This window comes from Psychrobacter glacincola, from assembly GCF_904846215.1.
GTDB lineage: Bacteria > Pseudomonadota > Gammaproteobacteria > Pseudomonadales > Moraxellaceae > Psychrobacter > Psychrobacter glacincola.
The window spans coordinates 28,247-51,073 of the sequence record NZ_CAJGZK010000004.1; the positions used below are offsets into that span (position 1 = coordinate 28,247).

18 protein-coding genes are annotated in these 22,827 nt (G+C 44.4%); 4 read left to right on the forward strand and 14 right to left on the reverse strand.

Translation table 11 applies throughout. The annotated features are described in order from the left end of the window. Positions 1–181: 181 nt before the first annotated feature. The 6 genes from JMW90_RS03440 to JMW90_RS03465 all read right to left on the reverse strand — a co-directional run bounded on the left by JMW90_RS03440 (position 182) and on the right by JMW90_RS03465 (position 9,966). Positions 182–1,822: a long-chain-fatty-acid--CoA ligase gene (locus JMW90_RS03440; protein ID WP_201561703.1), complete on the reverse strand. Its 1,641-nt coding sequence runs from the start codon at positions 1,820–1,822 to the stop codon at positions 182–184. A 162-nt stretch (positions 1,823–1,984) separates the two neighbouring features. Continuing rightward, a complete protein-coding gene (locus JMW90_RS03445; RefSeq protein WP_201561704.1) occupies positions 1,985–3,136 on the reverse strand; it encodes an acyl-CoA dehydrogenase family protein in 1,152 nt (383 codons plus the stop codon). Between the two features lie 328 nt (positions 3,137–3,464). Continuing rightward, positions 3,465–5,153: an AMP-binding protein gene (locus JMW90_RS03450; RefSeq protein ID WP_201561705.1), complete on the reverse strand. Its 1,689-nt coding sequence runs from the start codon at positions 5,151–5,153 to the stop codon at positions 3,465–3,467. A 292-nt stretch (positions 5,154–5,445) separates the two neighbouring features. Further along, entirely contained in the window at positions 5,446–6,504 is a 1,059-nt protein-coding gene (locus JMW90_RS03455; protein ID WP_201561706.1) for a CaiB/BaiF CoA transferase family protein, read from the reverse strand. Continuing rightward, a complete protein-coding gene (locus tag JMW90_RS03460) occupies positions 6,497–8,668 on the reverse strand; it encodes a 3-hydroxyacyl-CoA dehydrogenase NAD-binding domain-containing protein (protein ID WP_201561707.1) in 2,172 nt (723 codons plus the stop codon). The genes JMW90_RS03455 and JMW90_RS03460 overlap by 8 nt, the downstream gene beginning before the upstream one ends. 89 nt (positions 8,669–8,757) lie before the next feature. Beyond that, complete coding sequence (locus JMW90_RS03465; RefSeq protein ID WP_201561708.1) at positions 8,758–9,966, reverse strand: acetyl-CoA C-acetyltransferase; 1,209 nt, start codon at positions 9,964–9,966, stop codon at positions 8,758–8,760. 260 nt (positions 9,967–10,226) lie between these two features. Between JMW90_RS03465 and JMW90_RS03470 the strand changes: the two genes are divergently transcribed. Then, complete coding sequence (locus JMW90_RS03470) at positions 10,227–10,967, forward strand: TetR/AcrR family transcriptional regulator (RefSeq protein WP_201561709.1); 741 nt, start codon at positions 10,227–10,229, stop codon at positions 10,965–10,967. 399 nt (positions 10,968–11,366) lie between these two features. Here JMW90_RS03470 and JMW90_RS03475 read toward each other — a convergent pair whose 3' ends face one another. The 3 genes from JMW90_RS03475 to JMW90_RS03485 all read right to left on the reverse strand — a co-directional run bounded on the left by JMW90_RS03475 (position 11,367) and on the right by JMW90_RS03485 (position 13,639). Then, positions 11,367–11,696 (reverse strand): IS630 transposase-related protein, encoded by a 330-nt coding sequence (locus tag JMW90_RS03475; protein ID WP_201561710.1) that lies wholly within the window; start codon positions 11,694–11,696, stop codon positions 11,367–11,369. 311 nt (positions 11,697–12,007) lie between these two features. After that, complete coding sequence (locus tag JMW90_RS03480; protein ID WP_201561711.1) at positions 12,008–13,330, reverse strand: MFS transporter; 1,323 nt, start codon at positions 13,328–13,330, stop codon at positions 12,008–12,010. A 30-nt stretch (positions 13,331–13,360) separates the two neighbouring features. Continuing rightward, the gene (locus JMW90_RS03485) at positions 13,361–13,639 is read right to left on the reverse strand and encodes a metal-sensing transcriptional repressor (RefSeq protein ID WP_201561712.1); all 279 of its coding nucleotides are present in this window, start codon (positions 13,637–13,639) and stop codon (positions 13,361–13,363) included. 261 nt (positions 13,640–13,900) lie between these two features. Here JMW90_RS03485 and JMW90_RS03490 point away from each other — a divergent pair, with 261 nt between their 5' ends. Then, entirely contained in the window at positions 13,901–14,641 is a 741-nt protein-coding gene (locus tag JMW90_RS03490; RefSeq protein ID WP_201561713.1) for a HupE/UreJ family protein, read from the forward strand. Positions 14,642–14,657: 16 nt separating this feature from the next. Then, on the forward strand, positions 14,658–15,296 hold the full coding sequence (locus JMW90_RS03495) for a transmembrane anchor protein (RefSeq protein WP_201561714.1): 639 nt from the start codon (positions 14,658–14,660) through the stop codon (positions 15,294–15,296). A 309-nt stretch (positions 15,297–15,605) separates the two neighbouring features. On the opposite strand, the gene JMW90_RS03500 is transcribed toward JMW90_RS03495, so the two are convergent. Both JMW90_RS03500 and JMW90_RS03505 read right to left on the reverse strand, forming a co-directional pair. Further along, on the reverse strand, positions 15,606–15,920 hold the full coding sequence (locus JMW90_RS03500; RefSeq protein WP_227691846.1) for a DUF6122 family protein: 315 nt from the start codon (positions 15,918–15,920) through the stop codon (positions 15,606–15,608). A 67-nt stretch (positions 15,921–15,987) separates the two neighbouring features. Further along, positions 15,988–17,280, reverse strand: coding sequence for an ATP-grasp domain-containing protein (locus JMW90_RS03505; protein WP_201561715.1), 1,293 nt, complete (start codon positions 17,278–17,280; stop codon positions 15,988–15,990). Positions 17,281–17,981: 701 nt separating this feature from the next. Between JMW90_RS03505 and JMW90_RS03510 the strand changes: the two genes are divergently transcribed. Further along, the gene (locus JMW90_RS03510) at positions 17,982–18,893 is read left to right on the forward strand and encodes a haloalkane dehalogenase (protein WP_201561716.1); all 912 of its coding nucleotides are present in this window, start codon (positions 17,982–17,984) and stop codon (positions 18,891–18,893) included. A 42-nt stretch (positions 18,894–18,935) separates the two neighbouring features. On the opposite strand, the gene JMW90_RS03515 is transcribed toward JMW90_RS03510, so the two are convergent. The 3 genes from JMW90_RS03515 to JMW90_RS03525 form a co-directional block, all read right to left on the reverse strand. Next, on the reverse strand, positions 18,936–21,632 hold the full coding sequence (locus JMW90_RS03515; protein WP_201561717.1) for a copper-transporting P-type ATPase: 2,697 nt from the start codon (positions 21,630–21,632) through the stop codon (positions 18,936–18,938). A gap of 92 nt (positions 21,633–21,724) precedes the next feature. After that, positions 21,725–21,862: a hypothetical protein gene (locus tag JMW90_RS03520; RefSeq protein ID WP_201561718.1), complete on the reverse strand. Its 138-nt coding sequence runs from the start codon at positions 21,860–21,862 to the stop codon at positions 21,725–21,727. Between the two features lie 448 nt (positions 21,863–22,310). Continuing rightward, complete coding sequence (locus JMW90_RS03525) at positions 22,311–22,805, reverse strand: DUF305 domain-containing protein (protein WP_201561719.1); 495 nt, start codon at positions 22,803–22,805, stop codon at positions 22,311–22,313. Between the last annotated feature and the right edge of the window lie 22 nt (positions 22,806–22,827).

The window sequence follows — 22,827 nt, forward strand, 5'->3', positions numbered from 1 at the left end:
TGGGTGTAGTAGTCAAAAATCCCCTTTCCCCTGAATAAATCAAAAAAGCCCTACCTGCTATGACTGACACAGCAGGTAGGGCTAAACGATAAATGGTAGCTTTTAAATGATACCTTTTAAATGATATTGTCATCACCAAGGTTTAAAATGAAAACCATTATCGTTTTTGATAATGGCTCAATCAGTCGATCAAACCGCGCTCGATAAGATGATTACCATACTGCTCGCGTAAGTCTTTTTTGAGCATTTTTCCCGTACCATTTAATGGCACTGCTTCTACGAAGATGACAGCATTAGGAAGCTGCCACTTTGCGACCTTACCTTCATAATGAGCGATGAGAGCTTCCTCACTTACCTGCTCGCCAACCGCCAGTTGGGTAATGATAATTGGACGCTCATCCCATTTTGGATGTGCGGCGCCAATGACCGCTGCCATCGCTACTGCCGGATGCGACATGGCAATATCTTCTAACTCTACTGACGATATCCACTCACCACCCGACTTGATTAAGTCTTTAGCACGATCTCGAATTCTTAAATAACCATCTTCGTTGATCGTTGCAATATCGCCCGTATCAAACCAACCATCGGACTCAAGCGCCGACTGTTCATTATTAAAGTAAGTATCGACAATCCAATACCCTCTGATTTGTACGTTACCCGAGGTCTTACCGTCATTAGGTAGCAGTTTGTTATTCTGCTCGCTATCCACTATACGAATCTCAACGCCAAATGGTGGGCGACCCTGTGACAAACGGACAGTCAGCTTATCTTCCTCTGATAAATCGCTATGCTTAGCTTTGAGCTGGTTGGCTGTCCCTAGTGGACTGGTCTCAGTCATACCCCATGCATGCAGGGTCTCACAACCGAACTCATCACGGAAAGTCTTAATCATAGAGGACGGACACGCTGAACCACCGACCACGTTACGTTTCAGACTAGGCAGCTTAGTGCCCGTCTCTTTAGCAGCGGCTAGTAAGGTTTGCCAAATAGTCGGTACGCCAACAGCGACATTAACCTTATAGTCATCAATCATATTCGCCAAACTGTGCCCATCTAGATTTGGTCCTGGTAGCACTAATGAGGCACCAATCATCGCTGCGGCATAAGGCAGACCCCAAGCATTGGCATGGAACATCGGTACTACGGGTAGGACAACATCTTGTGCCGATAGATTGATGGAATCGGGTAAGCTAATACCAAAGCTATGCAACACCGTACTACGATTGGTGTATAGCACCCCTTTAGGATTACCCGTCGTGCCTGAGGTATAGCATAATGACGCTGGTGCATTTTCATCAAGCTCAGGCCATTCAAACTCATCCGACTCTTCATCGACGATATCATCATAGAAGATGACGTTGGGCAGTTGCGCTCTGACTTCTTCATCTGGCGCGGTCATACAAACGAAATGTTTGACCGTCTTTAGATGATCTTTGACACCCATTACTAGCGGTAAAAATGTCTTTTCAAAAAACAGTACTTGGTCTTCGGCATCATTGACAACATAAATGATTTGCTGTGGGAATAGACGCGGGTTGATCGTATGGCATACCATACCAGCGCCAGACACCCCGTACCAGATCTCAAGATGGCGACGGTTATTCCAAGCGATAGTCGCTAAGCGATCGCCTTGCTCCATGCCAAGCTTAGCTAAGGCATTTGCAAGACGCTTACTATTACTATGTATGGTTTTCCAATCGGACAGAGTGGTACTACCATCAGTCTCACGCGAGATGATTGGGGTATCGCCATGATATTTGGCTGCATGTTGAATTAGATGACTAATCAATAATGGACGTTGCATCATTTGTCCGAGCATACTTTCCTCCTTGAAAGTTTCGTTCTAAAAAGTTTTATTCTAAAAAGTTGGGTGTTACCTCCTCTAACAAATTCATCAAAAGTTTAATAAACCGAAATGAAAACGCTACTATTGATAACACCCAAAAAAGTTATTTTGATACTTTATTTAATAAATTAAAGATTACATAAAGCGTGACGCCAGCTCCTTCATAATCTCATTGGTGCCGCCATAGATTTTTTGTACCCGTGCATCAGCATATAACCGGGCGATAGGATATTCCATCATATAGCCATAGCCACCGAATAATTGCACGCATTCATCCATCACATCACACTGCTTTTGCGTGACCCAATATTTGATTAGCGCGGCGTGTTGTATGGTTAGCTTCTTCTCTAACAAGGCTTCTATAGCGGCATCACATAGCGCACTTGCAGCAATATAATGACTGTTACACTCAGCTAATTTAAAGCGGGTATTTTGAAAGCCCCATACCGGTTTGCCAAAAGCGGTACGCTCTTTGGTATAGTCAATGGTCAAATCTAGTGCTAACTTCATAGCACCAATACCAGCAAGTGCGACGATCAAGCGTTCCTGCGGCAACTCTTGCATCAACTGCATAAAGCCCATACCTTCGACCGTACCGAGCAAATTCGCTTGCGGAACACGCATATTGCTAAAGAATAGCTCTGAGGTATCTTGTGAAGCCAAACCTAGCTTTTTCAGCTTTTTACCGCGCTCAAATCCTGGCGCATTGTCAGTTTCTACCACAATTAGCGAAACGCCTTTAGCACCTTGCTCTCTATCCGTTTTACAAGCAACGATGATTAAGTTGCCTAGTTGACCATTAGTAATAAAAGTCTTTGAGCCATTGATAATATAGTCATCACCATCTTTGACCGCAAAGGTCTTGATGTTTTGCAAATCAGAGCCTGTACCCGGCTCAGTCATAGCAATAGCGCCAATAAGCTCACCGGTCGCCATCTTCGGTAGCCATTTCTGCTTTTGCGCCTCTGTTCCGTGATGCAAGATATAAGGTGCGACGATTCCTGAATGCAAAAAGCCGCCAAACCCTGCTTGGTTGGCTTCTGCCTGTGCATAAATCAAAGCTGCTTCGTGACGAAAGTCACCGCCTGCTCCGCCATACTCTTCTGGAATAGAGGCACATAAAAAGCCCATCTCGCCAGCTTCTAACCATGCTTCCCGATCCAGCATGCCACTTTCACGCCACTTTTCATCATGCTGCTCCCAATCTTTAAATAGCTTCAATGCACTCTCGTGCAGCATTTCAATCTCTTCGTCAATCCACTTCGGTTTAAAACAGGCGATAGCCATAAAGTCTTCCTTGATTGTGTGTTGATCTTAAGTTAATAAATAATTTATAAAATAACTTATAAATTATTCAGGGTTTTCTCAAAACTTATTTGTGAGATTTATGATTAAAGTAAACGACTTCATTAATAAAAATGTACGGTAATAAAAATTACTATTAATATTTAATATATTGCTTAATACCCTATTATTTGTCAATATTCCGATAGTAGTCAAGCATTAAATGAATTGAATTGAATTACAAATAGTAATCAAAATTACCATTGGTATTAGAGGCGGGTACAGATAGAGATACTGTTAGCCTCATGAATAAAATAACATTCCTTAATGTCTAAGCTGCCTGATTTGCTTGTTTTCTCAGTTCATGACGGAGTATCTTACCAACCGTTGACTTGGGTAATTCAGCAATAAACTCAATATCACGAGGACACTTGTAGCCTGCCAAGCCTTCTTTGCAAAACGCTTTAATGTCCTCCTCGGTGACACTAGGATCTGACTTTACTACGTAGGCTTTTACCGACTGACCTTGTGATTCACTATCAACTCCGACCACCGAACATTCAGCCACTTTGGAATGGGTCTCAATGACATTTTCGACTTCATTGGGATACACATTGAAACCACTCACAATAATCATATCTTTTTTGCGATCGAATATTTTTACGTAGCCTTTGTCATCCATAGTGCCGATATCACCTGTCTTTAGGTAACCATCAGCGGTGAAAAAACCCGTATTGTCGATATTATGATAACTGGAAATCACATTATCGCCTTTGATACAGAGCTCCCCGACTTCCCCTATCTCTAGGACATTTTCATTTTCATCACGAATATTGATGTCTACACCGGGTAATGGCATGCCGATGCTACCGTTAAATTCTTTATTGGTAAAAGGATTGGCGGTGCCCACGCCGATGGTCTCTGACATGCCCCAGCCTTCTAAGATAGGATGACCCGTTGCTTCAAGCCATTTCCTAGCGGTTTCTGGCGTTGCTGCCATACCACCAGCCACCGCGATTTTAAACGCTGAAAAATCAATTGTTTTAAACTGAGGGTGCGCCATTAATGCCTGAAACAGGGTATTTACTGCTGGTAAAAGATGGAATGGACGCGATTTAAGCGTTTTGATAAAACCATCTATATCACGCGGATTGGTAATCAGCGTTAGGTGCTGTCCCACTCTGATCCCTACCATAGAGATTACAAAAGCAAAGATATGGTACAGAGGCAAAGCAACGATAGTGTTTATTTGCTCTTTACTAGTCATTCCATCATAAATAGGTTGAAACCAAGCCTCATACTGTGAGGTTGCAATTTCCACATTGTGATGGCTGACGATAATTCCTTTAGCCATGCCAGTCGTACCACCAGTATAAGTCAGCAGCGCTACGTCTTTAGCATTCATCTGCGGTCGGGTATAGCGCATACCCTTACCCTTTCTTACAATAGACTTGTAAGAGTGAACTTTATACTGGCTATTGGATTTGAGCGTGTGGGCTGGAACCGCTTTTTTGACATATTTGGCCGCCAAATCGACGATTTTACCTTTGACAGTACCTAACATATCGCCGATATCGCTACACACAACGGTTTTTATACCGGTTTCACCGATTATTTTTTCAAGCGTTGCGCAAAAAGGTGTCAAAATAAATATGGCTTTACAGTCAGAGTCATTAAGTTGGTGCCTAAGCTCTCGTGCGGTGTATAGAGGATTGACCAAGGTAATGATCAGCCCTGCTCGCAGAGCACCAATCACAATAGGTAGATACTGATTGACGTTGGGCATCATGATGGCAACCACCGACCCTTTCTTCAGACCCACGCCTTGCAGCCAAGCGGCAACCGCTTTTGATGCCTCATCAACTTGAGCGTAGGTATAAGTTACGCCCATATTGGTGATCAGCTCATCTTGAGAAAATTTTGCAAAAGAGCTCTCAAATAGCTCTAAAAGGGATTGGTTGGTCGCTGAGACATCAGCTACGACACCTTTAGGATAATTCTCTAGCCAAACCTTTTTCATAACAAACCCTCCTTGGTTTTGATCCTTGATGGTTAATTCGATGAGCTATAGTCAAAATACTCTAGAAACACTACGGTACTGCTGGTACAAATTTTTTGCAGCCTCTGTCTGCGTAGGCACAGCAAGCAAGAAAAATTGATACTAGCAGTACATAATGTGTCGATATTACTTTTCATTGACTATATAGTCGGTTCAATATAATTTGGATATAAGGAAGGCGAATAAAAGTACTACAAATAGTAGACTAAGCGAGCCTGACACCGTATCTGATTTATATAGGACTGACTGTGTTTTACTGCCAGCCTAGTGTTGCACTGTGTTCATCTTGATGGGCAAATAAAGGATGCGCGCGGGCTTCCTCCAACGTCAACACCGGAGTAACACAAACATCCGCTGTTTCAAAAATCTGCTGCCAATGCGCAAGATCATGACTGGCAAAGGTATCAGCGACCACTTGAGCCGCCTCTTGACTGTCTTTGGTATTTGGCATGACACCCATTTGCCAGTGTTTGGTCTTAAGCTCCGGCAATTCTAGTACTTCACACAACCCTTGCCAGAACTTTAACTCTAGCGAACCGACTGCCATATAGCGATCGTCGGCTGTTTTATATAAACGATAACAAGGCAGTAAGCCTCCTAAAAAGTCATGCTGCGGCTTTGGATTTTTACCAGAGAAGCTTTTTACTAGCTTACCAGTCGCTTTTGGCATGACCATATGCTGATATAAGCTGTGCGTCATGCTGACCGCGACGTGACGACCTTGGCCGGTACGCTGTGCTGAAAACACGGCGGCCAAAAGTGCAATCACTGCCGTGTCACTACCGCCTGCCAAGTCTGCAAACTGGATATTAGGCATGGCCTGCTCGCCAGCGGCAGTCTTGAGCTGGTCAAGCACGCCGCTCATCGCCATAAAGTTGATATCATGACCAGCTTTGTCAGCCCAATTATGTGTAACGTCATCACTATCAGCCATGCCATAGCCAGTAATCGATACCATGACCAGCTTGGGGTTGAGAGCATGCAAGGTTTTGGCATCCAGTCCCATACCTTCAAGCACTTCAGGACGAAAGCTATCAAGCATGACATCGGCATCTTTAAGATGCGCTTTGATTGACTCAATACCTTGAGGATCACGGAAGTCAACTTTCTCAATCGTCTTGCCGTGATTGAGTGCGCTAAACAAATCACCCAACGCGCGCGCAGGATCTCCATTTTTGGGTTCAATCTTGATAATCTCTGCGCCCAAATCGGCAAGCAGTCTGGTGGCAAAAGGTCCGGGGAGATTGCGCGTCAGATCAACGACGCGCAAACCATCCAAGCAATCTGTCATAGTATTAGCTACATTAGCCATCGACAAACTCCTCACCCTTTTCGGCCATTTCTACTAAGATCTGAGCAGGCTCAAAACGCGCGCCGTACTTGCTAGCAAGCTCGCGGCTACGCTCAACAAACTTTTTAACGCCTACTGAGTTAATGAACTGCAATGTACCGCCTTGGTTAGGTGCAAAACCCCAGCCAAAGATAGAGCCGATGTTGGCATCCGCCACAGTACGTACGACATTTTCCTCGAAACATTTCGCGGTCTCATTCGCTTGAACGTATAATAAACGGTCTACCAAGTCTTGCTGCGATGGTTGCTCCTCTTTGGTTGGATATAGCTCAGTGAGCTTGGGCCATAAGCGTTTTTCACCATTTTCAGGATAATCATAAAAGCCTTTAGCGACTTTTTTACCTTCTCGGCCAAGCTCACTCACCATTTTTTCAACCACTGGCATGGCAGGATGTGGCGTGAACGTTTTACCTTCAGCTTCTAGTGCGCGCTTGGCTTGTTGCATGACATGTAAGGACAGGCTGAGCGATACTTCATCTTGTAGCGCCAGTGGCGGCATAGGCATGCCAGATTTCATACCAGCCACTTCGATGCTGCGTGGATGTATGCCTTCACCGAGCATCGCAATACCTTCTGAGACATAAGTGCCAAACACACGAGAGGTATAAAAACCGCGGCTATCGTTGACGACGATTGGCGTCTTAGAGATTTTACCGACATAGTCAAAAGCTTTGGCTAAGGTTGCATCATCCGTATCTTTACCAACGATAATCTCAACCAACGGCATCTTATCGACTGGCGAGAAGAAATGCAGACCAATGAACTGGCTTGGACGTATGCTGGCTTTTGCAAGCTCAGTAATAGGCAGCGTCGATGTATTTGAGGCATAAACAGCAGTTTTTGGTATCACTGCTTCAGACTTACGGGTACATTCTGCTTTAATGTCTACATCTTCAAAGACCGCTTCGATAATTAAATCACAGCCTTCTAGATCGTCATAAGACACCGTCGTTTTGATTTTATCTAATAACGCTTGTTTTTTGTCCTCGTTTGATTGACCACGGCTGATCGCTTTATCTAACAATTTAGTAGAATAGTTTTTGCCTTTTTCAGCGCCTTCGATAGCCGTATCTAAAAGAACCACATCTATGCCCGCTTTGGCTGAGACATAAGCGATACCTGCGCCCATCATGCCAGCACCGAGGATACCGACCTTTTTAGTTTTATAACGCTCAAAACCATCAGGTCGTGATTGGCCTTTTTTGATGCTATTCAGCTGTGTCCAAAGGGTGTTAATCATATTTTTGGATTCAGCAGACAACACACAAGCGACAAAGTAGCGTGACTCGACCTCAAGACCGGTATCGATATCGACCATGCAACCTTCAAACACGCAAGACATAATGTGCGTGATCGCAGGATAGTTGCCATGTGACTTTTGATTGGCCATCGCAGGTGCAATAGAGAATATCGGTACTATTTTAGGATTTTTGCTATCACCACCTGGGATCTTAAAGCCTTTCTTATCCCACGGTTGCTGAGCATTTGGATTGGCTTTGATCCACTCTTTGGCTTGCGCAATCATATCTGCTTTATCAGTGGCAACGGCATCAATCAGACCGATATCTTTTGCCGCTTGAGGGCGCAGCTCTTTACCTTGAGTCATGAGCTCTAATGCCGCTTGAATACCAACCAAGCGCGGTAAACGCTGAGTACCGCCACCGCCCGGTAGCAGACCCAATTTGACCTCTGGTAGACCCAGTTTGGTTTTAGGCGAATCAATCGCGATACGATAATGACAAGCCAATGCCAGCTCTAAGCCACCACCGAGTGCCGTACCCGTCATTGCAGCGACGACAGGTTTTCCTGATGTTTCAAGTTTACGTAAGCTAGTTTTGAGATCTTCCACTAAGTCAAATGCTTGTTCGGCGGTTTGAATGCTTGCCAATTGGTCAATATCGGCACCGACGACAAAGGTTTCTTTGCCAGAGGTTAAAATCAAACCTTTGACGGACGCATCGTTGATAAAGCTATCGGTCATGGTGGCAAAGGCTTCTGTGAATCCATCACCGATGACATTCATTTTTCGATCTGCTTGATCGATAGTAACGGTGATAATTCCATTATTAGATTCGGCAGAAAAGTGGTTCAATGCATTGATGGCATCTACGCTATTTGTGCTCATATTAAATCCTTCTTATATTATTGTATTTTGCTTTAATCACTAAAAACTAATGACAATCACTAAAAATATATCCGCGCTGTCTATCAGTGCTAGACACGCTCAATGATAGTCGCAATGCCCATACCACCACCGACGCACAAGGTGATCATCGCTGTTTTTAGGTCGCGACGTTCAAGCTCATCTAGGACGGTCGTCATAAGCATCGCGCCTGTCGCGCCAAGAGGATGACCCATTGCGATAGCGCCACCATTGACGTTGACGATATCAAGTGAGATACCAAAGTCGTTAGCCGTATTCATTGGTACCGCTGCAAAAGCTTCGTTGATCTCCCAAAGATCGATATCCGAGGCTTGCATGCCAGCTTTATCGAGGGCTTTTTGACAGGCAGGTGTCGGACCTGTCAGCATGATGGCAGGTTCTGAGCCGATGACTGCGGCCATAGTGATTTTCGCACGTGGTTTTAGACCAGCTTTCTTACCAGCAGCAGCGCTACCGATTAAGCAAAGCGCAGCGCCATCGACGATGCCTGATGAGTTACCCGCGTGATGGACGTGGTTGACGTTTTCAATGGTAGTGTATCTGTCCAAGATAACGCTATCAAAACCCATTTTCCCCGGCATAATAAACGAAGGGTTAAGTCCAGCTAAGGTCGCCACATCTGTGTTTGGACGAATGGTTTCATCTTTATCCAACAGCAGCATGCCATTCATATCAGTGACAGGAACGACTGATTTATCATAGTAGCCTTGCTCCCACGCTGCAGCAGCACGGCGGTGCGACTCAGTGGCAAACTCATCGACATCCGTACGGCTAAAGCCTTTCAGCGTTGCTATAGTATCTGCACCAACCCCTTGCGGGACAAAGTGTGTCGCCTCGTTGACGCGTGGATCCATGTACCACGCCCCACCATCAGAACCCATCGGTACGCGACTCATCGATTCAACGCCACCTGCGACCACCATATCCTCCATACCTGACATGACTTTGGCAGCGGCAAGATTGATCGACTCAAGGCCTGAGGCACAGTAACGTGACAACGTCACCCCTGCAACACTCTGATCCCAGCCGGCATCAATGACCGCAATGCGGGCAATATCAGAACCTTGTTCGCCAACGGGCGTTACACAGCCAAGCACCACATCATCAACTAAGCTGGTGTCTAAGCTATGACGCTGCTGCATCTCTTTTAACAAAGTGCGAACCAGCCAAATAGGCGTTGCTTGATAAAGCGAGCCATCTTTTTTTCCTTTGCCACGTGGTGTGCGAAGTGACTCATAAATGTAGGCAGTCTCAGTCATAAAAAATCCTTTTTTGTAGATGATAAATAAAGTTGGAAAATAACAGCTATATTATATTTATAAAATAATGGTAATATATATTACCTTTAACTATAATGCTTATAATCTCATTAAATACTAATCTATATGGCTATTATATTAGAAAATTAATACAAGTTATGCAATAAATTAATTTATAATGGTAATATATATTATCTTTATAAATTAATTATAAACGCTAAAACTATTCAACAGCGAATACCATAAAGGATCAATAAGGTATGAAAAACACTCGCTCAAAACCACAACTTAGTGCTGATACTGGCGCTAATCACAGAGCTAGCAAGACTCATGCTAAGACTAATAGTAAAACCAATAGTACAGCCTCCAAAAAAGAGGCTCAGAGTAACCCCTTATCCTTAGCTCCTTTATCAGAGATGCGCCCCGCCACTTTAGACAAAATAGAAAAAGCAGTGCGCCAATTATTTGCAGGTCATGATGCAAGCGATATCACTATGATACAGATTGCAAATGCGGCAAACGTGTCGCTGCAAACACTCTATAAATATTTTGGTGATAAGCAAACGGTGCTCTACACTATTATGGACTTGGTACTCGGAAGATTAGCGGCGAGAATGATGGATCATCTACAAGGTATCGACAGTGTGGAGGATCGCTTACGTAAGACATTATGGGTATGTCTTGATTTTGTAGATACTCAGCCTGATGCTGTGATGGTGCTATCTAAAGTATCGATAGCGCGTTTTCACAACATTGCTATTTATAAGAATAAAGAGCTTATTGATGCATTTTTGAGTGTACTAGAGGATGGTCAAAAGCGAGGGGTGCTCGTCGATACAGTGCCACTGCATATTCTGTTCGATGTGTTTATGGGATTCGTCAGTCGACTTGGCATTATGCAGAATATCCGTCAAGCAGATACGCCGCTAAATGCAAATTTTGATGTTTTATTCGGTATGTTGTGGCGCTCAATGTCTAAACCTGAAATATCGGCACCCTAAAGTAGCATGAAAGTTGCTGGCAGCATTGCTCATAATAAAATAGCTCTATAGTTAATCCCCTTCTAAAAGGGTACAGAACTACTGGGGTTAATGATTCGCAGCCTCTGTCTGCAAAGGCACCGCAAGCAAGAAAAATTAACCCCAATAGTGATTGATAATATTTGTCTTTCTTTTATTTAGGACCGACTATAGTCTTTAGGATTTTGGAGTCTTTAAGATTTTGGACGCTAATTTATATGGTCAACCTTAAACAAAGAGATACATTCCATATCATGGAACGGTTTTTTCAAATGATTTTCCATCCATCTTTGGCGTAGAAAGTTAGCTTGTGCCCACTTGTTCTCTATGGGATTTAGATCAGGATCTCGGGCAAAGCAGTGCTTTGCTTTATCCTCGCTCCTATCCATCACAATCACGCACTTGGTTTTGAGGTTTGGAATAAATGCCAAGACGTTTTAGAGCGGCCTCGATGCCTGACTTGCTACAGTTAAAACGCTGTGCTCGCTCGTACATGTAGTCGTCTGGATACTGTTCAATGTCTTTTAATAGCGCTTCATTAGGTATTTTACTTGGCGGTTTATTGCGAGTTAGTTTGATACTAGGATCTTTGAGCCAACGTTGTAAAGTGGTTTTACTGATATTGTAAAAAACACAAGCTTGACGAATGCTCATGTCTTTCTGTTTGATATTTTTAACGACTTGGTCACGAAAGTCTGCAGAGTAGGTCATAATTATTTATATCGCTTTGCCTGTTTTAAAGCAATTGTATCTTATTTATAAAAGACTGGCTATATATAAGATAACGATATATTTCAGCGGTTGGTCGACCTACTTTAACATATAGTCAAAATATGCTAAAAACGCTCCGGTACTGCTGGTACAAATTTCTTGCAGCCTCTGTCTGCATGGGTATAACAAGCAAGAAAAATTGATACCAATAGTGATTTATAACATTTGTACTTCTTTTATTTAGGACCAACTATTGCATAGCAGAGTACTTTTCAATATGAAATAGCATTTCTTCATGTACAGACTCTATATCAACGACCAGAGCTTGGCCAACGCGGATGATAGTCATCGACTACAAAAGGATGGGTATGGCGTATGCCGTTAGGTGTAGGAGATCCAGTAGCATGGACATGACCTTCTGGCAAATCCGAATGCTCGTGTTCAATCTCTTTTAAATCAATAGATGGCCAGACTCTAAAAGCCGCCCATACCGCTAGTGCAGCCGCACCGCCTAGTACTGCAAAAGCTACGGTCATACTGTAGCGAGCACCTAACCAACCCGCCAAGGGATAAAACACCAACCAACTGACATGAGACAAAGCAAACTGAGCGGCAAATAAGGCAGGGCGATCTTCTTGATGTGAGGATCGCCATAACAAGCGTCCAGAAGGGGTTTGAGCAGCAGAATAACCCAAACCTAGCACGAACCATAAAATCATAAGCGAGTTTTGTCCCATCATCACTGTTCCAGCGAACATCCCCACTACCAACAACCCCACGCCGCTCAACATCACACTACGGTCTGTCAGCTTAACCAATAAGCTTGGCAAAGCTAGGGCAGCAATCATAGAACCAGCACCGAAGCTCGCTAATGCTAATGCGACTGCACTCTGAGTGAGTCCCATGCCACCCTGAATAATCACCACTGTATTCACAAAAACCATAGACGCAGCAGCGGACACAGCAACATTGACCGCGAGTAATCCGCGCAGTCGAGGGGTGGCTAAATAGATTCGAATGCCGCGCGTGGTTCTATCATAAATGCTACGGCGCGCGGGCATTGCATGCGCAGGTAGCGTGACTGATACCACCAATATGGCAGACGCTAAAAATCCCAGCACCGTCCCCGTAAACAGATTGTGAAAGCTCATTACTGTCAGCAATGCCGCCGCTAACATGGGACTGACCAGACTTTCCATATCGTATGCCAAGCGTGAAAGTGATAAAGCTTTAGTGTAATCCGCTTCATCAGGCAGAACATCAGGAATAGTGGCTTGAAAAGTAGGCGTAAAGGCTGCTGAGGCGGCTTGCAATACAAAGATCAGCACGTAAACTTCCCAAATTTGGGAGACAAATGGTAAAAGCAGGGCGACACCTGCTCGTATCATATCCAGCGTTACCAGCATCGTACGTTTGGGCAGCCGTTCGGCGAATGCTGCTGCAATGGGGGCTATACCAACATAGGCAATCATCTTGATAGCCAATGCCGTTCCCATAACCACTCCAGCGTTATTACCTGCTAAATCAAACGCCAAAAGCCCAAGCGCCACAGTAGCTAAACCTGTGCCAATCAAGGCAATCACTTGCGCGGCAAATAAATGGCGATAAGTTCGGTTTGCAAAGATACTGAGCATGGGCTGTCTCTTTAGGTCAGTCGATTGATCTTATAGGTAACGGGTTATTTTCTTGAACTCCTCGATAGAATCCTGTTGATCTTTATCAACAGACCCTAGCAAGTCTTCAAGGCAATGATCCAAATGGTCTTGAATTAAAATTTTCTTTGCTTGATGAATGGCATTCTCTACCGCTTGCAGTTGCTGCGCTATATCAAGACAAGTTCGACCTGCAACTAACATCTCTATCGTACTGCTTAGATGACCATTAGCTTTTTTAAGGCGTGTGATAACGGCTGGGTGAGACTCGTGAATGTGTGGTTTTTTCATAATGGAAATATCCTTCCTCTAGGGAGCATTATTATACCTTATAAAAAACTTAAACTTTTCATTGACCTTATCCCCCCCTAGGGGATAATATCATACTCCTTAGTTATTCGTTTTGCATTCAAAATTTTTATGATTTTAAGTATTACTCTATAAAGAAGCACTTAGTCATGAAAACCATAATGCCTTTTTTAACTGATATCAGAAGTTTTAATGGTATTACATACACCGCGTATCCACTATTTTCACATCATAGGAATTCTAATGCACAGCCATGTCTACAATAGGCTTCCAAGATCGCCATGGGCGACTTGGCAGACCCGTCTACTATTGTTCTCAGCACTTCTTATTTATCTTTTTATTGGTAGTAGTGAAGCTTTGGCTCACGCGGTAACCGCAGGGGACAAAGGCTACATTCAGGAAATTTCAGGGGTTAATATTTTACCCTTTATGTACTTGGGCGCTAAACATATGATCACGGGATATGACCACATCCTGTTTCTCTTCGGGGTTATCTTCTTTCTCTACCGTATGAAGCATATCGGCATCTATGTGAGTTTATTTGCGTTAGGTCATTCTACAACGATGATCTTAGGCGTGTACTTTAATATCGGTATGAACAGTTATCTGATTGATGCCATTATTGGCCTCTCTGTTGTTTACAAAGCTTTAGACAATATTGGTGCTTTTCAGCGATGGTTCGGGTTTCAGCCAAATACCAAAATAGCGGTGCTTATATTTGGACTTTTCCATGGCTTTGGGTTATCAACTAAGCTCCTTGAATATGAGATGTCGCCTGACGGCCTGCTACCTAATTTGCTTGCATTTAACGTGGGTGTGGAGATTGGGCAGCTACTGGCTCTAGCAATCATACTAATCGGTATGAGCTATTGGCGTCGTACGCTAAGTTTCATCCGTAACGCTTACACCGCCAACGTCGCCATGATGAGCGCAGGATTTATATTGGTGGGCATGCAGCTCACTGGCTATTTAATGTCTTCTTAATTCAAGGATTTCTAATATGTATAACAGTGATACCCCAATACAAGCTGAACTTCCCTCTTCGCAGAAGCTTATAAAATCTACTATTTTAGCTGCCATTTCAGCAGTGGTTCTTTTATTTACGGTGGTTCTCCCCGCTGAATATGGTATTGACCCCACTGGGGTTGGTAGTATTCTGCAATTGACAGAGATGGGACAGGTTAAGCAGCAATTGGCTGAAGAAGCTGCCGCAGATGCAGCTGGCTTACTAGCAACTGATACGATGACATCCGAAACAACAGACATTAATAATGTGACCGAACAAGCAATGAGTGACACACTTGCTGATACTGCTGTCGCTAGTGGTGAATGGCGCGATGAAATTCCATTCACCTTGACATCAGGGGAAGGAATAGAGATTAAAATGAAAATGGATTCAGGTGGCAAGACTGAATACTCTTGGGTCGTGACTGGCGGTGATGTCAACTTTGATACTCATGGCGATGCATTAGGCAAAGCCATCAGCTATGAAAAAGGTCGCGGAGTTGCCGCTGATGAAGGCGTTCTAGAAGCTGCTTTTACAGGCAATCACGGCTGGTTTTGGCGAAATCGCGGCGATTCAGATGTTCAAGTAGTTTTACGTACCCGTGGCGATTACAGCACTATTAAAACGATGTAAAAAAATAGTGGTTAGTGCGATCTTACTGTTGCCTACTTAGAAACTGAATTGTCTTATCAAACGTGCATTAAAAAATCAAATCACGCCGATCCTTGCAGTAGAATATATTTGGTCTGCTGCTGGGATTTATTTAGGATTGTATATCAAAACACAGTTGCCGCCTTTGGAGTTATTGAATAAGTGATTTATGAAAGAAGCGCAAAAGAATGTGGTCACGGCCGTATCAAAACTTAGTGGCTCTGGCAAGCCATTCTACCAATTCACGGGCAGGCGCCTCACTCAAACACTGCGGACAATTAAGATAGGTCATTATGCAGTCATTATGCAGTCATTCAAATCGGTTAGCATATGTAGCAATAACCCCAGACCAATTATTTTATAGGGCTTAGGTAGAAATAGCATAGCCGCATATGCTGCCATTGCATAGTAAGTATGCAGTGGATGAAAGTTAATACTACAGCGATTGGGCGCAAAAATAGGCGTGGCCAGCAGATGATCTAAATCTACTAGCATGGTGGCTAAAAGAATCAAATATACGCGTTTATAGTCGTCACGAAAAAACATACAGGCGATGATCAACGGCATACCAAAGTGTAGAAAATAATGGATAACGGTTTGAATCATCGCTTTTTCCGAATTAACAGGGTATTTTAAAAGTGTACTAAGAGTCGCATACCATCAGAGGTATACCTCACACCTGAAAGACAGGTGCAAATCCGCCTCCTAACGTACGGAAATTGGTCGCCTGACCCTGATACACACGCGCCGCAGGTAGTAGCAGTTTTCCGCCATATGTATAAAGACGTATATCTACCTTTCTTATTGCTACAGTGTCATCTATTTTCAAGGATCGCTCTGTTGCCGGAATAAAAGTCTGTGCGATATAATCCTCATCCAGAATGTTTTCGAAGACTCGGCGCGTCAGTTTGCTACCGCGATAGACGCCTTTGCTTCCATAGCCAGAAACTGGCTTAAAAAACAGTTGTCTTCGAGTATGCCACAACTCTGCCGCATCGTCTCTTGATACGATTTTTGTCCTTGGTACAGACCTTTCGAGGCACTCCACTGCAGCCTCATCTAAACCCCAATCGCGTAGTGTTTGCGAGTCTGACAGCAAGGTCAGGTTTTGCTTATTGGCCAACATGGCATGCACATGGGGATTGGGTGTCACTACCACAGCACCCTCTAGATAAGCCTGCTTCAGTAATACATGGTCAGGTTCTTCAAATGCGAAATCGACAAGCCGATTGTAAACCATATCAATTTTTTGACCATGAGCTGTTAACGCACCATCGACATACTCAAGTTCAGAGGGATCAAGTATTACGGTATCAATACCCCTAGCTTGAAGCAGTTGACAGGCTAACTCAAACTCTAAAAACATGAACTGACTTTTGGGATCATTATCCACGATAGCTATCCGATTGGGCATAGCAACAGTAGATTGTCGCTGCCATTCCTGTATGAACATATTAGTAACAGCTTCTTCAAACCCCTCAAGCATTTTAGTAGTAACGAAACTTTGCTCGGAAGGCTGACAGCATTGTTTTTGTGCGCGGGCAAGTGCTACGTTTAAAAATGCGCCTCCAGCATTGGTATTGACTTCGATGAGCTGAGGACCATCGCTACCTAAGTGAAAGTCATAACCCATAAGCGCCCCTATTGGACCCGGATCGAAAGCAGCGATTTCTGGTGCCCACGACAGCACTCGCTCTTGATAAGGCGGCAATCTAGCAGCTGACTCGATAGCTTTGACGATCCGTTCCATCGCCTCTATCTCTGTTTTGGGAACGAACACTGGTGTTGCAGAAAAAAGCTTATTAAGCTCATTCGCTCCTATTGGATTGTTTCTAGTTTCTGCCAATTGATTTTGGAGGCTTGTATTGAGCGCTTTGCGATCAAGAGTAATGCAATAGCATTTTTGGTTTAGTCGATCTGCGAGACTATCATTCGTTTTATGGTTATTGCTGCTTAGATTTTCCATGTGGCTCCCGTCGCTAACTAGATAATTAAAGCTATCATCAATAAAGGATTCAGTGGGTCATCATCAGTCCGGATTGTAATCTAGCCCTGATGCTTTTCCAGTAAATATGCGTGTGCCTGTATTTAACTACTTTTGAGCCACGTGTCGTTGATCCACTTTTAAAAGAGCACAACACTACTGGGATTCATTATTCGCAGCCTCTATCTGCGTAGGCACAGCAAGCAAGAAAAATTGATACCAGCAGTACCTAATGTGTCGATATTACTTTTCATTGACTATAGTCAGTAGTATCTTCTTAAGATAAAAACTCAATAGGTACTTACACGCTATCACGGCGACCGTGAAACAGCAGAATAAAGACCTATGTCCAGCTTTCTTATTGTCGCAGTGCCGTAAATTTTCAGTAATCGCTCTATTGTAGGAACCAAGGTTTGTGCGCTATAGTCTTTATTGAGAATATTTTTGAAAATGCGTCCGTTGAGTTTGCGGTCGTGCTAGGCGTCGCTGCTTGCACAGCCAGAAACTGGCTTGAAACACAGTTGTAGCCGAGTACACCCCAATTCTGATCTTGATTCGCATTTGATAAATCTGAGCGAGAACTGGTCAGCCTCAGCTATCTGGTTCGACTGCCTCAGTGATAAGCCGGCTTTCCGGCAGCTGCGTGAGAATGCGCGGTTATTTACCCAATACAAGGATGACATATGAAAACGCTTAGAACCCCTGATTCGTGTTTTGAGAACCTTTCCGATTACGATTTTGCGCCGCACTATGTAATGGTCGACGATAGCGAAGGGGGTGAGTTGCGAGTACATTACCTCGATGAAGGCCCAAAAGATGCCGATCCAATATTGCTACTGCATGGAGAGCCTTCATGGTGCTATCTGTATCGCAAAATAATCCCGATATTAACCGCAGCAGGACACCGCGTCATTGCCCCAGACCTTCCCGGTTTTGGACGCTCAGACAAACCTATGTCTCGTACTGACTACACCTACCAGCGCCATGTCGACTGGATGCAATCGGTACTCGACCAGCTAGATTTGAAGAACATCACCCTATTTTGTCAAGACTGGGGCGGCCTAATCGGACTGCGCTTGGTTGCAGCGCATCCAGATCGGTTTGCTCGAGTAGCCGCTGGCAATACTATGCTGCCTACTGGTGATCACGATCCAGGGGAAGGTTTTCGTAAATGGCAGCAATTCTCACAGGAAACGCCGACATTCAATGTCGGAGGAGCAATCAAGAGCGGTACTACTACAGAGCTGCCACAGGCGGTGATCGACGCCTACAACGCGCCCTTCCCTGACGAGTCTTATAAGGAAGGTGCCAGACAGTTTCCTCTGCTCGTACCTACGACACCAGATGACCCTGCTTCAGAGAAAAACCGCGCAGCTTGGGTGGAGCTGAGTAAATGGACGAAGCCTTTCATTACGCTGTTCAGTGATTCTGATCCGGTCACTGCTGGCGGCGATCGGGTAATGCAAAAGCTCATTCCCGGAACCCAAGGTCAGAGCCACACAACCATTGTCAACGGCGGGCATTTTTTGCAAGAAGACCAAGGCGAAAAATTGGCAGAGCTTTTACTCCAGTTCATTCATGACAATCCTGAATAACTTGCAACCCTTAAACATTGAACATTGAACAAGGGCTGCATATCATAGCTTTAGACGACGCAATCTTAACGCGTTGCCAATGACAGATACTGACGAGAGACTCATCGCCGCCGCCGCTATCATTGGGCTGAGTAATAGCCCGAAAAACGGATACAGCACACCAGCAGCAATCGGTACCCCAAGGGCATTGTAGATAAACGCAAAAAATAGATTCTGCCTGATATTGCGCATTGTGGAGCGGCTTAATTTGTGTGCTCTCACAATCCCCATTAGATCGCCCTTAACTAGCGTGATACCAGCACTTTCCATGGCCACATCTGTGCCAGTACCCATTGCTATACCGACATCTGCCTGCGCAAGCGCGGGCGCATCATTGATACCGTCACCTGCCATAGCCACGACTTTGCCGCTGCTTTGTAGCTCTTTGATAATTCGGTTCTTGTCCTCTGGCGAAACATCAGCATGTACTTCATCGATGTTCAGCTTACTGGCAACTGCTCTAGCCGTTATTTCGTTGTCGCCTGTCAGCATAACGACACGTAGTCCAGCTTCGTGCAGCAGAGATATGGCCTCACTGGTACTTGACTTGATCGGGTCAGCGACTGAGATTAGACCAGCAGCTTGGCCATCTACGGCGACGAACATGACGGTTTCGCCGTCTTTTCTGCGTTTGTCAGCACGGCTTGAGAGCTCACTATCAAAGCTATTAAGGCGTTGCATAAATTTTGAGTTGCCTACCGCGACCTGCTTACCATTCACCAGCGCCTGCGCGCCTTCACCCGTAGTTGAGCTAAAATCGCTTGCCTTAACCATATCGAGAGATTTTGCCTTTGCAGCATTGACGATAGCTTCTGCCAAAGGATGCTCGCTGGCAGTCTCTACCGCTGCGACAAGCACAAGGAGCTCATCTTCATCTAAGCCGCCAAGCGCTTCGATAGCAGTAAGCTCTGGCTTACCTGCGGTCAACGTGCCTGTTTTGTCCACAACGATGGTATCGACTTTTTCCATGCTCTCTAATGCTTCAGCGTTTTTGATAAGCACGCCATTTTGCGCCCCTTTGCCAGTACCAACCATGATTGACATCGGCGTAGCAAGTCCCAAGGCACAAGGGCAAGCGATAATTAAAACTGCGATGGCATTGACCAGCGCAAAAGCCATTGCAGGCGCAGGTCCAAACATTGCCCAGACAATAAAAGTAATGACGGAGCAGATAAGTACGATGGGCACGAACCAACCTGCTACTTTATCAACGAGTTTCTGTATGGGCGCACGGCTACGTTGGGCTTCAGCAACCATCTTGACGATCTTGGATAATACGGTGTCATCACCAACGTCAACCGCTTTAATCAATAGGGTTCCCGTACCGTTTACCGTACCGCCAGTAACCGTATCGCCTTGTGCCTTTAAGACTGGGATTGGTTCACCAGTCACCATCGATTCATCGATGCTGCTACTACCATCAAGTACCGTACCGTCTACCGGAAGCTTTTCTCCTGGCTTCACTCGCAGTGTGTCACCGCTGATGACTTCGTCAAGAGCGACCTCTACCTCAGTACCGTTTTCATCCACACGTCTTGCTGTCGGCGGTGCTAACTCAAGTAAAGCTCGAATTGCGCCTGAGGTCTGACTTCGGGCCTTGAGTTCTAACACCTGCCCCAATAGCACCAATGTCACAATGACCGCTGCCGCTTCGTAGTACACCCCTACTTGGCCAGTGGCGTCCCTAAAGCTGTCTGGAAAAATATCCGGAAGGAAGGTTGCTACCAGACTGAAACCAAAAGCGGCGCCTACGCCCACTGCTATCAGAGTGAACATATTCAGGTTTCGGCTTTTTATTGATTGCCAGCCACGAATAAAGAACGGTGCACCTCCCCATAACACGACGGGTGTTGCAAGCGCTAGCTGAATCCACTGAGCGATCTGTCCAGAGATATCACCCTGAATAAGGTTGTCTAGGTTTAGACCTACCATATGGCTCATTGCATACAAAAACAGCGGTATGGTGAGCACCGTACAAATCCAAAAACGGCGTGTCATATCGTCGAGCTCTGAGGTATCTTCCTCACCAATGGTAGCCGTCTCTGGCTCAAGTGCCATGCCGCATATCGGACAGCCGCTATTCTTCACGTCCCTGACTTCGGGATGCATCGGACAAATATAAACGGTACCATTATAGTCAGCTGGCACTTTGTCGTACTTGCCGCCTTTGACAGGCTTTACCTTAGTACGGTCAGTATCTTTGCCATGACAATGTGAATGACTGTCCTTATCAGCAACCTCGTCTTCAGGTTTGAGGAACATACCACATATCGGGCAATCGCTTTTTTCAACATCTCTCACTTCGGGATGCATCGGACAAATATAGACCGTACCGCTATAGTTTTGTGGTACTTTGTCATACTTACTATCTTTAGTAGGATGGGCATCGGTATTCGTCACGCTGTGACAGCTTGCATGATCATCTTTTATTGCTGCCATCTCGGCAACATTGTCTTCGGCAACATTTTCTTGGGCAACAGTGTCTTCAGGTTTAAGGGACATACCGCATATTGGGCAGCCACTATCCTCAATGTCTCTCACCTCTGGATGCATCGGACAGCTATAAACGGTGCCATTATAATCAGCTGGCACTTTGTCGTATTTGCCGCCTTTGACAGAACTTATATCTTTATTCTCCATACCCTCGCAGCTTGTATGATTAACATCCATGTCACTTTGTTCATGTCCATTATTTTTCATAAAGTTACTCCTACAATATAGTGAATATAGATTTAGACTCTGCGCAATTGATACCCAATCATTGTGTCTCTACTGCCAAATACAGTTGTTTATTATGAGATTTTATCTGGTTTACGTAGATATTTAAGAAATGCTATAACTGCCAACACAAGTACAGCAAAAAATAGTAGCGCAAACAACAGGCAGAGAATCATCCAGCCCATGCCCTGCATCATCGTTCCGTTCATCATAGTATTTCTCCAGGATTCATAGCACAAATATTAACAGGGGTGAGCGAGCGTATACTTTTAGATGCTTACTATCACTCAAGAATAGCAATCGATAGCTATTGAACATTTCATAGGCATAAGAGGTTTTGAAATAGCAGCAGTAAAAAAAGCGCAGTTGCAGCAGTTGAACAAGTTATAGTCAGTGAAAAGTAATATCGACACATTATGTGCTGCTGGTATCAATTTTTCTTGCTTGCTGTGCCCATGCAGACAGAGGGTGCAAAAAATTTGTACCAGCAGTACCGTAACGTTTTTAGAGTATTTTGACTATAGGTAAAAAATCACATTAATTATCTGTGCAATCTGTCCTTTTAAGATAAAGATACCAACGCAAACTATGACACCGATACCATATCACCATTTTTTTAGAATCAATTTCTTATCTTGCCATACCACTATAGATAGCCGTCTATTCGAGCTCTTCAATAAGCGCTTGCATCTCACCGATTTCACGCTTTTGTGCTTCGATAATGCCATCCGCTAACTCTCTTACCCGTGGGTCTTCTATATTGGCACGCTCACTGGTCAAAATAGCAATCGAGTGATGCGGTATCATTGCTTGCATCCAATCGACTTGATCGACTGTTTGTTGTGAGCGCACTCCCCATAGACCAAAGGCAAATAACACCACACTAACCCCATAAACCATCAGGTTTATCTTGGTTTTTTTGTACATATTACCCATAAAGGCGAGCATGATAATGGCCATCACAGCGCCCATGTAGAGCGCCATATAAGCTCGGGTCTCACTAAAATAAACATGATCCAATTGATAGGTATTAAAATACATCATAATAAACATTACAATCGTAGACGTCAGAATCATCAAAGTGAATTTCACATAAGGGTTCATACCCTGTTGGTGGCTTTGATGATTCATGTTGTTTTGATCTGAAGGATTCATAGTGTATCTCCTATCAATTTAA